We start from the raw sequence: 14,447 nt of genomic DNA, 5'->3' as shown, positions 1-14,447 counted from the left end.
CGGGCATGTTTCACTGGCTGGAGATGAGTGCCGCAGAATTGGGGCAGGGGATTGGCGAGGGGTCGATCGATCCGGTGGCGCTGACGCAGGCGTTTCTGGGGGCGATCGACAGTCACGATCACCGCGACCGTATCTATGCCCGTGTCACCCATGACCGTGCCATGGCCGAAGCCGAAGCGGCGGCCGAACGCGCGCGCGCCGGTATGCGGCTGTCTTTGCTGGACGGGGTGCCGGTCAGCTGGAAGGATCTGTTCGACACCGCCGGGGTGGAGACCGAGGCCGGCTCGGCGCTGCTCAGGGACCGGGTGCCGGGACGGGATGCGGAAGTGTTGCGCAATGCCACGGCGCTGGGGCTGGTGTGTCTGGGCAAGACGCATATGTCGGAACTGGCGTTTTCGGGGATCGGGCTGAACCCGGTGACGGCGACGCCGCCCTGTATCAACAATCCGCAGGCCGTGCCGGGGGGGTCGTCCTCGGGGGCGGCGGCATCGGTGGCATTTGGACTGGCGGCAGCGGCGATCGGTTCGGATACGGGCGGATCCGTGCGCATTCCCGCGGCCTGGAACGATCTGGTGGGATTGAAGACCACCTTGGGGCGGCTTTCGAATGACGGTGTGGTGCCGCTGTGCCGCAGCTTTGACACGGTGGGCCCGTTGTGCCGCACGGTGGAGGACGCGGCGCTGTTTCTGAGTGTGCTGGAGGGGCGGGAGGGGCCCGATCTGGAAGGCGCGCATCTGGGCGGGGTGCGGTTGGCCGTGCTGGAAACCGTGGCGCTGGAGGATGTGCGCGACGCGCCCAGGGCCGGGTTTGACAGCGCGGTGGAGCGGCTGCGCGAAGGGGGCGCCGAGGTGCATGTGATCCGGGCGCCGGAAGTGACCCAGGCTCTGGACTTGTCCGGCGTTCTGTTCACCGGCGAAGCCTATGGCGAATGGCGCGAGGAGATCGAGGCGGCGCCCGAGCTGATGTTCGATCAGGTGTTGGAGCGGTTCCGGGCCGGTGCGCAATTTGGCGCGCCGGATTTTGTGGCTGCCTGGAACCGTCTGCGCGATCTGCGCCGGCGCTGGAGTGCGCGCGTGGCGGGGTTTGACGCGGTGTTGTTGCCGACCTCTCCGATCCTGCCGCCGGATGTCAGGCGGCTGTTGTCGGATCAGGCCTACTACGTGCGGGAAAACCTGCTGGCGTTGCGCAATACGCGGATCGGCAACCTGATGGGGACATGCGGGATCAGCCTGCCGACCGGGGTGCCGAGCTGTGGGCTGATGATGATGGGGCACCCGATGGGCGAAGAGCGTCTGTTGCGGGTGGCGGCGGCGGCCGAGGCGGTGTTGTAGAGGGGGCGCTGCCCCCATCGCCTGCGGCGATTCCCCCGGGATATTTGGGGCCAAAAGAAGCCCGGCGGATGCGGGCCCTTTGAAGGGTGGCGCGTTGGCCACAAGCGCACGATTTGGCGGCATTTTTCTGGACGAACGGGCGCGGCTTGGGTAGTTTGGGATCAAACGGGGCGAAATGATCCCGACATTGAGGCAGTAGAAACATGGTGTTCCCCGAGCGGTTTTCGGACCTACCGGCCTATGCATTTCCGCGTTTGCGCGCGTTGCTGGACCATCTGGAGCCAGGTGGCCCGGCTGTGCATATGACCATTGGGGAGCCGAAACACGCCTTTCCGGCCTGGGTGGCGGATGAAATTGCCGCCCATGCGGAGGGGTTCAACCGGTATCCGCCCAATGACGGCACGCCCGAATTGCAGCAGGCGATCGCGGACTGGATCGCGCGGCGGTATGGGGTGAAGGTGGAGGCCGCCAGCCAGGTGGTGGCGCTGAACGGCACGCGGGAGGGGCTGTATAACGCGGCGATGGCGCTGTGCCCTGAAACCCGTGCGGGCGGGGTGCCGGTGGTTTTGACACCGAACCCGTTTTATCAGGTTTATGCGGTGGCGGCGATCTCGGTCGGGGCGGAGCCGGTTTATGTCCCCGCGCGCGCCGGGAACGGGTTCCTGCCGGATTTCACGGCGCTGCCGGCGGATGTGCTGAACCGTACGGCGATTGCCTATGTCTGTTCGCCGTCAAATCCGCAGGGCGCGGTGGCGGACCGGACGTATTGGCAGGCGTTGATCGCGCTGGCAGAGCGGTATGATTTCCGGATTTTTGCCGATGAATGCTATTCGGAGATCTATCGCGGTGACGCCCCTGTGGGTGCGTTGCAGGTGGCCGGTGAGATGGGGGCCGACCCGGATCGGGTGGTGATCTTTCATTCGCTGAGCAAGCGGTCGAACCTGCCCGGGCTTCGGTCGGGCTTTGTGGCGTCGGGGCCGGACAACATGGCGCGGATCAAACAATTGCGCGCCTATTCGGGGGCGCCGCTGCCGTTGCCTTTGCAACGGGCGGCCGAGAAAGTGTGGGCCGATGAGGCGCATGTGGTCGAGAACCGCGCGCTTTATGCGGCCAAGTTCGAGGCGGCGGACGGGATATTCGCGGGGGTGCCGGGCTATGACAGCCCGAGGGGCGGATTTTTTCTGTGGCTGCCTGTCGCGGACGGGGAAGCGGCGGCGGTGAAGGCCTGGACGCAAACGGGTGTGCGGGTGTTGCCGGGCGCCTATCTGAGCCGGGATGTGGCCGGGGATAACCCGGGCAAGGGATATATACGGGTCGCGCTGGTGGCCCCAAAGGCCGAGGTGACGGACGCGCTGATCAAGCTGCGCGATTGTCTTTACGGCCAGGAATAAGAACGAGGGAACGAGATGGCATATCAGGCACGAGGGCGGGATCCGCTGCTGGATCGCAACATGCAGGCGGCGATCGAGAAACGGGGCAAGGAGCTGATCGGTATCGTGCTGATCGTGCTCTCGCTGATGTCCGCGGCGATGATCGCGTCCTATTCGCCTGACGATCCGAGCTGGATTTCGGTGACAGATGCGCCGGTGCAGAACTGGATGGGGCGGATCGGGGCCTCGATCGCGGCGCCGCTGTTCATGATCATCGGCTGGGCCAGCTGGGGGTTGGCGTTGGTTCTGGGCGCCTGGGGGTTGCGTTTTGCGCTGCACCTGGGCGAGGAACGGGCGATCAACCGCCTGATCCTGGCGCCGATCATGCTGGCGTTGGGGGCGGTGTATGCCTCGACCATGACGCCGGGCGACGCCTGGACGCACAGCTTCGGGCTGGGCGGGATGTTTGGTGACACGGTGACGGGTGCGCTTTTGACGGTGTTGCCGGTTGGGGCCTCGACCGGGGTCAAGCTGATGTCGCTGCTGGTTGGGCTGGGTTTTGTCGCGATGACGTTGTTCGTGCTGGGCGTGACGCGGGCCGAACTGCGTTGGGCCGCGCGGATGATCGTGCTTGGGATCGTGCTGGCCTATGCAGGGTTGCTGAGCGCAATGGGGCGCGGGGCCTCTGGCGCGGTGCAGGCTGCAAGGATTGCCAGGGCGCGGCGTGACGCGCGCCGGTCCGAGGCGGAGGCGCGGGTTCATGCCGCCGCCGAAACGGGCTGGCAGGACGCGGTTGTCGAAGACATCCCCGAAGAGACATGGGCGCCCGCGCCCAAGCCGCGCCTGCGGATGCCTTCGCTGATCCGTCGGGCCGACCCGGCGCCCGAGTCTTTGCCGGAACAGGAACTGGTCGAGAATATTTTTGTCGATGAAATCCAGGACGCGCCGGGCGATGACCGGATCAAGGCCAAGATCGCAGATGTCGTGCGCAGCCGCGCGCGGCGCGGAGCACCTGTGTCTCCACCGGAACTGAACCAGGACAAGCCGTTGACCCGGGGATTAGGGCGTGGACCGGACCCGCTGGTTCTGGAGGCCCAGCCGGAGCCCGTGCACCGGTCGTTGCCGCCCGAGCCGCCGCTGACGGCCGCGCGCGCCGCGCCGCCGCCCGAGGCCGCGGCATTGCCGCTGCGCGCGCCGCAAACCTCTGTGGCGCAGACGATTCCGGTGGCGGAGCCGAAAAAGGTGGTACAGCCGCGGGCGCGCACCACGGTGCAACCCTCGACAAGGGCCAAGGCCGAGGCGCAGCCGTCGCTGGCCTTTGAAGAACGCCGGATTGAATACGATCTGCCGCCGCTTAACCTGTTGTCCAATCCGATGGATATTCAGCGCCATCACCTGAGTGACGAGGCGCTGGAAGAAAATGCACGGATGCTGGAAGCCGTGCTGGACGATTACGGCGTGAAGGGCGAGATCGTTTCGGTTCGTCCCGGCCCCGTGGTGACGATGTATGAGCTGGAGCCGGCGCCGGGGTTGAAGGCCAGCCGGGTGATCGGGCTGGCGGATGATATCGCGCGGTCCATGTCGGCCTTGTCGGCGCGGGTGTCGACCGTGCCGGGGCGCAGTGTGATCGGGATCGAATTGCCCAACGAGAACCGTGAAAAGGTGGTGCTGCGCGAGATCCTGTCGAGCCGTGATTTCGGTGACACGTCGATGAAGCTGCCGCTGGCGCTGGGCAAGGATATCGGCGGCGATCCGGTGGTGGCCAACCTGGCCAAGATGCCCCATCTGCTGATCGCGGGGACCACCGGTTCGGGCAAGTCGGTGGCGATCAACACGATGATCCTGTCGCTGTTGTACAAGCTGACACCCGAGGAATGCCGCCTGATCATGATCGATCCCAAGATGCTGGAACTGAGCGTTTATGACGGTATTCCGCACTTGCTTTCGCCGGTTGTAACCGACCCGAAAAAGGCCGTTGTGGCGCTGAAATGGGTGGTGGGCGAGATGGAGGAGCGATATCGCAAGATGTCCAAGATGGGCGTGCGCAATATCGACGGTTATAACAGCCGTGTGGCGGATGCGCTGGGCCGGGGCGAGATGTTCAGCCGCACGGTACAGACCGGGTTTGACGACGACACGGGCGAACCGGTGTTCGAGACCGAAGAGCTGATGCCCGAGAAGATGCCCTATATCGTGGTGGTCGTGGACGAGATGGCCGATCTGATGATGGTCGCGGGCAAGGAGATCGAAGCCTGTATCCAGCGTCTTGCGCAGATGGCGCGGGCCAGCGGCATCCACATCGTCATGGCCACTCAGCGCCCCTCGGTGGATGTGATCACCGGCACGATCAAGGCAAACTTTCCGACGCGGATCTCGTTTCAGGTGACTTCCAAGGTGGACAGCCGCACGATCCTGGGCGAGATGGGGGCCGAGCAGCTTTTGGGCATGGGTGACATGCTGTACATGGCGGGGGGCGCCAAGATCACGCGCTGCCATGGTCCGTTCGTGAGCGACGAGGAAGTGGAGGAGATCGTCAACCACCTCAAGAGCTTTGGCCCGCCGGAATACATGAGCGGTGTCGTTGAAGGGCCGGATGACGAAAAGGCGGACGATATTGATGCGGTGCTGGGGCTGAACACCGGCGGCAACACCAATGGCGAAGACGCGCTGTATGATTCCGCGGTGGCAATCGTGATCAAGGATCGCAAATGCTCCACCTCTTATATCCAGCGCAAGCTGGCGATCGGCTATAACAAGGCCGCGCGGCTGGTGGAGCAGATGGAGGAAGAGGGGCTGGTAAGTGCCGCCAACCACGTGGGCAAGCGCGAAATTCTGGTGCCCGAGCAATAAGCCGCCGCCGCGCGGGAACGTGAACACGGCCGGGACTGGCATCCCGGCCTATGTCGATTAGATAGATTCCATGATGTTGAAACGATTTTTTCTGGCACCGGCCCTTGTGGCCTTGACTGCCTTGCCCGCGACGGCCCAAAAGCTGTCGCTGGATGCGCTTTCCGCCTATCTGAACGGGATGAAAACCGTCGAGGCGGAGTTTACACAGATTTCCGATGACGGTTCGGTGCAGACCGGCAAGCTGTATATCAAGCGCCCGGGGCGGATGCGGTTTGAATACAGCCCGCCCGACCGGGCGCTGGTGCTGGCCAACAACAATACCGTGGCGATATTTGACGGACGGTCGAACCAGCCGCCCGAATCCTATCCGCTGAAACGAACGCCCTTGTCGATCATACTGGACAGAACGGTTGATCTGGGGCGCGCCAACATGGTGGTGGGGCACGATTACGACGGCACAGCAACCATCGTGACGGCCCAGGATCCCGAGAACCCGGAATACGGCAATATCCAGCTGAAATTCACGGCCGATCCGGTGGAGTTGCGCCAGTGGATCGTAAATGACAATGCAGGTGGGCGCACGACCGTGATCCTGGGGGCCACAAAAACCGATGTGAGCCTGAATAACCGGATCTTCGACATCCAGCGGCTGGTGCGCGGCGACAAATAGGCCGCCGCCACGCCTGTGCCGTGATTACCAGACGCGACTGCATTTCTTGAGCTGTGCGCCGTAGCGATCGGCCCGAGCATCGACTTCGTCCGCTACGCGCAAGAGCCAGCTTTTCTTGCGGTAGGTGCCGCGGGCATAGCCGGACTGCCCCTCGTGATAGGCAAGGTACTGGCCGCGCGCATTCGACAGCGCCACGCCGTTGCGTCTGCGGGTTTCGTTCATGTACCAGCCCATGAAATCCGACGCGTCCTTGATGTTGGTGCGCCGCGCACCGCGATTGCGGGTTTCGCGCTTGTATTGATCCCACGTGGCATCCAGAACCTGCGCATAGCCATAGGCGCTGCTTTGGCGGCCCATGGGCAGAACGCCCAGCACGTATTTGTTCGGCGTGCGTGCGTTCGAGATGAACTTGCTCTCCTGATAGAGTATGGCCATCTGCACATTGACCGGCACGCCCCAGCGGCGTTCGGTGGCCTTGAAGGCGCGTTTGAAGTGCTTTTTCTCTTTCAGTATTGAACACGCATTGTCCAGATTACGCGGCGGGGCACGATCCCGGCCGCTACAGGCCGCAACCGCGACCAGTAACATGAACATCAGGGTGCGAAGGGATCTGCTCATCGGCCTCTCGCTATGGTCTTGTTTTGTTTTGCACAGCTTAGCCGAAAATCCCGGCAGGGGGAAATCACATTCTATGGGTTACAGGACCATTGCCAGAAGGATTGGCAGGCCAATGACCGACACCAGTGTGGAAATCACGACAAAACCGGCCACCGCGCTGCTGTCGGCCTCGTATTTCTCGGCCAGAAGATAGGCGGTGACGGCGACCGGCGTGGCCAGTTGCACCACCAGCACCCCGAAGGTGATGCCGGACAGGCCAAAGGCGCGCCCCACGCCCCAGGCGATGATGCTACAGACGGCCAGCTTGGCCACGGACAGCCAGATGGCGGTGAAGGTGCGCCCGGGCGTCAGGCGGGCGACGGCGACGCCCAGGGTGATCAGCATCAGCGGGATGGCCATCTGCCCGACCAGTTCCAGCGTGTTGGTCAGGAAATGCGGCGTTTGCCAGCCCTGCCACAGGAACAACCCGCCCAGCAGCGCCGCCCAGACCATCGGTTCGCGCAGCATCTTGCCCAGCGCCCCGCGCCCGGCCACCAGACGGATACCGATGGTAAAGGACAGCAGCGTGGTCAGCGCCAGCATCACGACCCCCTGTTCCAGCCCCGGCTGGCCAAAGGCGAACAGCGCCAGCGGCAGGCCCAGATTGCCGGTATTGCCGAAAATGAACGGTGCCAGGTAGGTGCGCTGGTGCAGCCCCGCGCCCGCCAGCAGCAGCCCGCCGGCCACGGCGATCAGGGCATAGCCGGTCAGACCGGCCAGCGCCAACCGGCCCAGAGCGGCCGGATCCGTCTGGGTCTGCATCAGCGCGGTGAACACCAGGCTGGGCACGGCGAGGTTCATCGACAGGCGCGTAACGAATTGAATCCGATACTCAAAACCCGCCTTGACCCAGCCAAAACCAAGCCCTGCCAGCAGAAAGACCGGCGCAACGATTTCCAGCACTGTCAAGAGAAGGTTCACAGACTGTTTCCCGTCAAAATGTGGCAAAAATTGGACAAAGACCCCTTGAAGGGTCTACCTTTGGGGGGTAGGGGCTGCAAGTAATGTTGAAGACGCGCGCAAAATATCATCTGGGTCAGGTTGTCCGCCACCGCAAGCATCCCTTTCGGGGTGTGGTGTTTGATGTGGATCCTGAATTCTCGAATACAGAGGAGTGGTATGAAGCCATTCCCGAAGACAGCCGCCCCGACAGGGAGCAGCCGTTCTATCACCTGCTGGCCGAGAACGATCAGAGCTATTACGTGGCTTACGTGTCCGAGCAGAACCTGGTGGCCGATTATTCCGGCGAACCGGTAAGCCACCCGGACCTGGAAGAGATGTTCGGGCCGTTCGAGGACGGCACCTATCCACTGCATTTCCATCTGAACTAGGGGCGCGCCCGGCGGCACGCCCCGGCAGGATCAGTACCCGATGGCGCAGCCGTCCTTGCGCGGATCCGAGGCCCCTTCGAGCACGCCATTGCCGTGAATGCGGATCGCCTGCGCCCCGCCAATCGGATTGGGCGCGATTGCGACATCGTGCCCCTTTTCGGCCAGGGCCCGGCGCACGGCATCGCTGTACCCGCGTTCGACATTCAGTTTGCCATTGTCCACAAAGGCGCGCGGAGCGTCCAGCGCGGTTTGCGGGTCCATCCCGAAATCCAGCATGTTGGACAGCACATGCGCATGGCCGGCGGGCTGATACTGTCCACCCATGACGCCAAAGGGCATGTCGATCCGGCCGTCGCGCCGGGTCATGCCGGGAATGATCGTGTGCATGGGGCGCTTGCCGCCCTTGAGTTCGTTCGGGTGGCCCTGTTGCAAGGTGAAACCGGTGCCCCGGTTCTGCATCAGAATGCCAAATTTTTCCGAGGCGATGCCCGATCCGAAGCCGTGAAAGATGGAATAGATCAGCGACACCGCCATGCGATCCTTGTCGACCACGGTGATATAGACCGTGTCCTTGTGCACCGCCTCGGTCAGGGGCGCGGGCGCGGGCATGGCGCGATCGGGATCGATCAGGGCGGCAAGGCGCGTCGCGGTTTGCGGGGCGAGCATGTGATCCAGCCGGGTGGTGTGATCGGGGTCGGCGACAAAGCGGTTGCGCGCGTCATAGGCCAGCTTGGACGCCTCGGCCGCGATATGGGCGCGTTGGGCGCCGTAAGGGTCCAGCCCGGACAGATCGAAATGCGACAGGATGTTAAGGAGCAGGATCGCCGTGGCGCCCTGGCCATTGGGCGGATGTTCGATCAGTTCGGTGCCCTTGTAACTGCCGGAGACGGGCGTGGTTTCCATGCCTTTGACAGCGGCGAAATCCTCGGCGGTGTGGACGCCGCCCAGCCCGGTCAGGGTGGCGATCATGTCGTCGGCAATCTCGCCGGTGTAGAACGCGTCGCGCCCGTCGCGCGCCACCCGGCGCAGCACTTCGGCCTGGCCCGGCGCGCGGAAGATCGCGCCCAGCGGCGGCGGGGTGGCGTCAATCAGGTAATGGCGGCGCGCGGCCCCTTGCAGGACATCGGCAATCCGTGCCCAGTCATAGGCAACGCGCCCGGAAACCGGTACGCCCGCATCGGCATAGTGGATCGCGGGGGCAAGGCTGGCGTCCAAACCCAGGCGCCCGAACCGCTCGGACAGGGTGCAGAACATGTCGATGGCGCCGGGAACGGTGACGGCATCGGCGCTGTTCAGCGGTATCCGTGACTGGCCGCGCGCGCGCAACGTGGCGGCATCCGCAGCGGCCGGCGCGCGGCCCGAGCCGTTGAAGGCCAGCACGTCATGGGTGCCGGCGGGAGAGACAAGCGCGAAGCAATCGCCGCCAATCCCGGTGGATTGCGGCTCGCATATCCCCAGCAGCACGGCGCCCGCAATTGCCGCATCCATGGCCGTGCCGCCCCGCTTCAGAATGTCGACGGCCGCTTCGGCGGCAATCGGGTGGGACGTGGCGCACATCCCATTGGTGGCCATCACGGCGGATCGCCCCGGCAGTTGAAAGTCTCGCATGGTCACTCCCCAGCTTTGCGGCGGGAGAGTATGGGCGCGGGCCGGGAATGCCAAGACCGGCTAGCTTTCGATACAGAATGAGAGCGTGTTCCACCCGTTGGCACGGTGATAGTGGATGTCGCGCGCCAACATGCGCACCATCGACCACCCGAACCCGCCCTCGGGCAGGTCCGCCAGGCCGATATCGACATCCGGGGCATTTCCACGCGGCAGGGTCTCGTCCGGCATGGCGGCGCCGTTATCGCGCACCACAACGCGCCAGCACCGGTTGGCAAAATCGCAGGTCAGTGCAATCCGCCCGTCCGTCCGTTTGGCCAGCGCATGTTCGACCACGTTGTTGAGTACCTCACCCAGCACAATCTCCAGCGTGCCGGCGTCCAGGTGAGCCAGCGCGGTTTCGTCCACCTTGGCGCGCAGGCGCAACAGGGCGCGCCGCACCTCCTGGGGGGTGCCTTCCAGTTCGATATGAATGGGAGATGTCGGTTGGCTCACGTCACGCCGCGCCCCTGTGTGAGTGGTCATGCCGTTACTGCGCCAGTGCCTCGCCCACTGATGTGTGGATGCGGAATACGGTATCCATGCGGGTCAGGCGGAACACCTTGTCAACGTTTTCGTTGAGGTCGGACAGTTCCAGGCGATGTTGCGCGCCAAGCTGTTTCATGGCCGCCACGATGGCCCCCAGCCCGCTGGAATCAATGAAATCGACCTTCCCCAGATCAAGCACGACGCGGCCCGCGACCTGTTCTGTTTCCTCGCGCATGCGATCCTTGAACTGAATCGCCACTGATGCGTCGATCCGGGGTTCGTTCACTGTAACGACCAATGTGTCGCCATTGACCTGGCTGGACAGATCCATGCCCGCAGCTCCTTTGACCTTGATGATGGACCCAAACTAGGGGCCAATCGTTACCATTCGGTGTGCAGCGCCCCGGGGCTTGTGATTTCGGCGCGCAGGGGGCAAGTGTTTGCAATATCCCTGCAACGATTTCAGGGCAGAGCTTTGGCGCAATCGGAAGAATCCAAGGAGAACCGGCATGAAGAACGTGGTGATCGCAGGCGCGGCGCGGACCCCGATGGGGGGATTCCAGGGGGTCTTTGACGGGGTCGAGGCGGCCGAACTGGGCGGTGTTGCGATTCGCGCCGCGCTGGACAACGCTTGTGTGGCCAGTGTGGACGAGGTGCTGATGGGATGTGTGCTGCCCGCCGGTCAGGGCCAGGCCCCGGCGCGTCAGGCGGGATTTCGGGGCGGGCTGGGCGAAGAGGTGCCCGCCACCACGCTCAACAAGATGTGCGGCTCGGGCATGAAGGCGGCGATGATGGCCTATGACGCGGTGGCGCTGGGCGATCGCGACGTGATGATCGCGGGCGGCATGGAGAGCATGACGAACGCGCCGTATATTCTGCCCAAGATGCGTGGTGGTGCGCGGATCGGGCACCAGCAGGTGCAGGACCACATGTTCCTGGACGGGCTGGAAGACGCCTATGACAAGGGCCGTCTGATGGGCACATTCGCCGAGGATTGTGCCGAGGCGTTTCAGTTCACCCGCGAAGCCCAGGACGAATATGCGCTGAAATCGCTGTCCAACGCGCTGGCGGCGCAGGAATCCGGTGCGTTCGATGGCGAGGTGTTTCCGGTCACGCTGCAAGGCCGCAAGGGCGAGGTGCAGATTGGCGCGGACGAACAGCCGGGCAATGCGCGCCCGGAGAAGATCCCGCAGCTGAAACCGGCCTTCCGCAAGGATGGTACGGTGACGGCTGCGAACTCTTCGTCGATCTCGGACGGGGCGGCGGCGCTGGTCATTGCCTCGCAGGAGGCCGCCGAAGCGCGCGGTATGAATGTGCGCGCGCGCATCGTGGGCCATGCCAGCCATGCCCAGGCGCCGGGGTTGTTCACAACCGCGCCGGTTCCGGCGGCGCAGAAGCTGCTTGAGAAAATCGGCTGGAGCAAGGACGACGTGGACTTGTGGGAGGTGAACGAGGCCTTTGCCGTTGTGCCCATGGCGTTCATGCATGAAATGGGCCTGTCGCGTGACATCGTGAACGTGAATGGCGGCGCCTGTGCGCTGGGCCATCCGATTGGCGCCAGCGGCGCGCGGATCATGGTGACGTTGTTGAACGCTTTGGAAAAGCGCGGGCTGAAACGCGGCGTGGCCGCGATCTGTATCGGTGGCGGCGAAGGCACGGCGATTGCCATCGAACGGGTGTAACGCCCAGCCTGACGATTGCCGGAAAGCGAACGGCGCATTGGTTGCGTGGCGTGTTTGAAGGGGAATGGGAATGGGCGTGAATTATGACGACCTGCAAGGCGCCGTCGCAGCGCTGACCGAGGGCGAGACCGACGCGGTTGCGCTTATGGCGACGGTGGCCTGCGAGGTGCATCACGCCGATGACCGGTTTGACTGGACCGGGTTTTACCGGGTTGTCGCGCCCGAACTGCTCAAGATCGGGCCGTATCAGGGTGGGCATGGCTGTCTGGTGATCCCGTTTTCGCGAGGTGTGTGCGGCGCGGCGGCGCGCACCGGCGAGGTGCAGCGGGTGGCGGATGTCGAGGCGTTCGCCGATCACATTGCCTGTTCCAGTTCGACGCGGTCGGAACTGGTGCTGCCGGTGCGCGATGGCGCTGGGCGGCTGCTGGGAGTGTTTGACATCGACAGCGACCTGCCCGACGCATTCACGCAGGAAGACGCGGATCGGTTGCAGGCAATTCTGAGCGAGGTGTTCCGCAACGCGGTTTAGGGGCGGGGTGTCAGCGCGTGGGGACCGGTGTGTCGCCGCGATAGTCATAGAACCCGCGCTTGGTCTTGCGGCCCAGCCAGCCCGCCTCGACATATTTGGTGAGCAGCGGGCAGGGGCGGTATTTCGTGTCGGCCAGCCCGTCATGCAGCACATGCATGATCGCCAGACAGGTATCCAGGCCGATGAAATCGCCCAGTTCCAGCGGCCCCATCGGGTGGTTGGCGCCCAGCTTCATCGCATTGTCGATCGAGGCCACGTTGCCCACGCCTTCGTAAAGCGCATAGCAGGCTTCGTTGATCATCGGGATCAGGATACGGTTGACGATGAAGGCGGGGTAGTCTTCGGCCGAGGCGGCGGTCTTGTCCAGACGCTCGACGATGCCAAGGCAGGTCTGGTAGGTCTCTTCATCCGTGGCGATGCCCCGGATCAGTTCAACCAGTTTCATCAGCGGCACCGGGTTCATGAAGTGAAAGCCCATGAAGCGTTCGGGCCGGTCGGTGCGGCTGGCGAGCCGGGTGATGGAAATCGACGAGGTGTTGGTGGTCAGCAGCGTGTCGGGTTTCAGATGTGGCAGCAGCGTGTCAAAGATCTGGTGCTTGATCTCTTCGCGTTCGGTCGCGGCCTCGATCACCAGATCTGTGCCCCCCAGCGCAGGCAGGCTGAGCGTGGTCCGGATGCGGCCCATCGCGGCGGCCTTGTCGCTGGCGGAAATGATCTCGCGGCTGACCTGGCGTTCGAGGTTCTTGTCGATGCGCCCGACGGCGGCGTCCAGCGCATCCTGGCTGATATCGTTGAGCAACACTTCGTACCCGGCAACGGCCATGACATGGGCAATGCCGTTGCCCATCTGACCCGCCCCAACAACTCCGATCGACTTGACGTCCATATGCCCAATCCCTTGTGACCTTCGGGCCGACCATACGCGCCCGCCGCGACCAGCCGCAAGGGCCGGGATTGCCGAAAATTCAAGACAAGTTGGCACATTAGCGTTTTTGCAAGAGCTTTGCGCGAATCTCTCCAACGGGTGAAAATTCAGGTGGTGAGAGTCATGTCTTACGAAAAGATGGCCGATGGCGATCTCGATTACGAGCCGTGCAGATACGGGACTTCCCGTCTCTTGTTTCGGGGGCCGAAGAAAGCGCTGGAAGGTGATTTTATCGCGTTCCTGGGCGGGACGGAAACCTATGGGAAATTCATTCCCAAACCGTTTCCCCAACTGGTGGAAGAGGCGGCGGGGGCAACCTGCGTGAACCTGGGATTCGTGAACGCCGGGGTGGATGTGTTCATGGCCGAACCGGCGCTGCTGGAAATCGCGCAACGGGCGCGGGTGACGGTGGTGCAGGTGATGGGCGCGCAGAACATGTCGAACCGGTATTACAAGGTGCATCCGCGCCGCAATGACCGGTTTACCGGCGCCTCCAACATGATGCGCATGGTGTTCCGCGAGATCGATTTCAGCGAGTTCCATTTCACGCGGCACATGCTGGGCACGGTCTGTGCCCGCGCGCCGGATCGCTATGGCATGGTGCGGGACGAACTGCGTCTGGCCTGGGTTGCGCGGATGAAGCTGTTGTTGAACACGATCGGCGGCAAGATCGTGCTGTTGTGGTTTGCCGACCACGCCCCGGATACGGCGCTGGGCACAAGCGGGCTTGGACCGGACCCGTTATTCGTGGACCGGTTCATGATCGAGGAACTGCGCCCCCTGGTCGAGGATATCGTCGAGGTGGTGGCCAGCGAGGCGGCGCAGGCCCGGGGCATGGATGGCATGAGTTGCACCCAGATGGAGCGGGTCGCAGCCCAGAGGATGCTGGGGCCGGTGGCCCATCGCGAGGCATCGGCCACGCTGGCGCGCGCGCTGCGGCCCCATCTTGCATGAAAAAGGCCCGCCAAG

Annotated in this window: 14 protein-coding genes; 8 read left to right on the top strand and 6 right to left on the bottom strand. The window is 63.8% G+C overall.

What is annotated here, in order from left to right; translation table 11 throughout:
- The first annotated feature begins 5 nt into the window (after window positions 1–5).
- The 4 genes from I3253_RS05835 (at window position 6) to I3253_RS05820 (ending at window position 6,221) form a co-directional block, all read left to right on the top strand.
- The gene (locus tag I3253_RS05835) at window positions 6–1,331 is read left to right on the top strand and encodes an amidase (protein WP_197916704.1); all 1,326 of its coding nucleotides are present in this window, start codon (window positions 6–8) and stop codon (window positions 1,329–1,331) included.
- A 203-nt stretch (window positions 1,332–1,534) separates the two neighbouring features.
- Entirely contained in the window at window positions 1,535–2,722 is a 1,188-nt protein-coding gene (locus I3253_RS05830) for an aminotransferase class I/II-fold pyridoxal phosphate-dependent enzyme (RefSeq protein ID WP_197916703.1), read from the top strand.
- Between the two features lie 15 nt (window positions 2,723–2,737).
- Window positions 2,738–5,551, top strand: coding sequence for a DNA translocase FtsK (locus tag I3253_RS05825; protein ID WP_197916702.1), 2,814 nt, complete (start codon window positions 2,738–2,740; stop codon window positions 5,549–5,551).
- Window positions 5,552–5,627: 76 nt separating this feature from the next.
- Entirely contained in the window at window positions 5,628–6,221 is a 594-nt protein-coding gene (locus I3253_RS05820) for a LolA family protein (protein WP_408647781.1), read from the top strand.
- 24 nt (window positions 6,222–6,245) lie between these two features.
- Here I3253_RS05820 and I3253_RS05815 read toward each other — a convergent pair whose 3' ends face one another.
- Together I3253_RS05815 and I3253_RS05810 are read right to left on the bottom strand one after the other, a co-directional pair.
- Window positions 6,246–6,839: a transglycosylase SLT domain-containing protein gene (locus I3253_RS05815; protein WP_197916700.1), complete on the bottom strand. Its 594-nt coding sequence runs from the start codon at window positions 6,837–6,839 to the stop codon at window positions 6,246–6,248.
- Between the two features lie 78 nt (window positions 6,840–6,917).
- Entirely contained in the window at window positions 6,918–7,799 is an 882-nt protein-coding gene (locus I3253_RS05810) for an AEC family transporter (protein ID WP_197916699.1), read from the bottom strand.
- Window positions 7,800–7,882: 83 nt separating this feature from the next.
- Between I3253_RS05810 and hspQ the strand changes: the two genes are divergently transcribed.
- Window positions 7,883–8,209, top strand: coding sequence for a heat shock protein HspQ (gene hspQ, locus I3253_RS05805; protein ID WP_197916698.1), 327 nt, complete (start codon window positions 7,883–7,885; stop codon window positions 8,207–8,209).
- A 30-nt stretch (window positions 8,210–8,239) separates the two neighbouring features.
- Here the strand turns inward: hspQ and I3253_RS05800 are convergent, their stop codons facing one another.
- The 3 genes from I3253_RS05800 to I3253_RS05790 are packed head-to-tail and all read right to left on the bottom strand — an operon-like array spanning window position 8,240 to window position 10,673.
- Window positions 8,240–9,817: a gamma-glutamyltransferase family protein gene (locus I3253_RS05800; protein WP_197916697.1), complete on the bottom strand. Its 1,578-nt coding sequence runs from the start codon at window positions 9,815–9,817 to the stop codon at window positions 8,240–8,242.
- Window positions 9,818–9,877: 60 nt separating this feature from the next.
- A complete protein-coding gene (locus tag I3253_RS05795; RefSeq protein WP_197916696.1) occupies window positions 9,878–10,339 on the bottom strand; it encodes an ATP-binding protein in 462 nt (153 codons plus the stop codon).
- 4 nt (window positions 10,340–10,343) lie between these two features.
- Window positions 10,344–10,673: an STAS domain-containing protein gene (locus I3253_RS05790; RefSeq protein WP_197916695.1), complete on the bottom strand. Its 330-nt coding sequence runs from the start codon at window positions 10,671–10,673 to the stop codon at window positions 10,344–10,346.
- A 178-nt stretch (window positions 10,674–10,851) separates the two neighbouring features.
- On the opposite strand from I3253_RS05790, the gene I3253_RS05785 reads away from it, so the two are divergent.
- A complete protein-coding gene (locus I3253_RS05785) occupies window positions 10,852–12,024 on the top strand; it encodes a thiolase family protein (protein ID WP_197916694.1) in 1,173 nt (390 codons plus the stop codon).
- Window positions 12,025–12,094: 70 nt separating this feature from the next.
- Window positions 12,095–12,553: a GAF domain-containing protein gene (locus I3253_RS05780; RefSeq protein ID WP_197916693.1), complete on the top strand. Its 459-nt coding sequence runs from the start codon at window positions 12,095–12,097 to the stop codon at window positions 12,551–12,553.
- Window positions 12,554–12,563: 10 nt separating this feature from the next.
- Here the strand turns inward: I3253_RS05780 and I3253_RS05775 are convergent, their stop codons facing one another.
- Entirely contained in the window at window positions 12,564–13,439 is an 876-nt protein-coding gene (locus tag I3253_RS05775) for a 3-hydroxybutyryl-CoA dehydrogenase (RefSeq protein ID WP_197916692.1), read from the bottom strand.
- A 162-nt stretch (window positions 13,440–13,601) separates the two neighbouring features.
- Between I3253_RS05775 and I3253_RS05770 the strand changes: the two genes are divergently transcribed.
- Complete coding sequence (locus tag I3253_RS05770) at window positions 13,602–14,432, top strand: DUF6473 family protein (protein WP_197916691.1); 831 nt, start codon at window positions 13,602–13,604, stop codon at window positions 14,430–14,432.
- Window positions 14,433–14,447: the final 15 nt, after the last annotated feature.

The organism is Thiosulfatihalobacter marinus (assembly GCF_016019955.1).
Taxonomy (GTDB): domain Bacteria; phylum Pseudomonadota; class Alphaproteobacteria; order Rhodobacterales; family Rhodobacteraceae; genus Shimia; species Shimia marinus_A.
The sequence above is the reverse complement of the archived record's forward strand: the minus strand, read 5'-3'. Positions and strand labels throughout refer to the sequence as shown.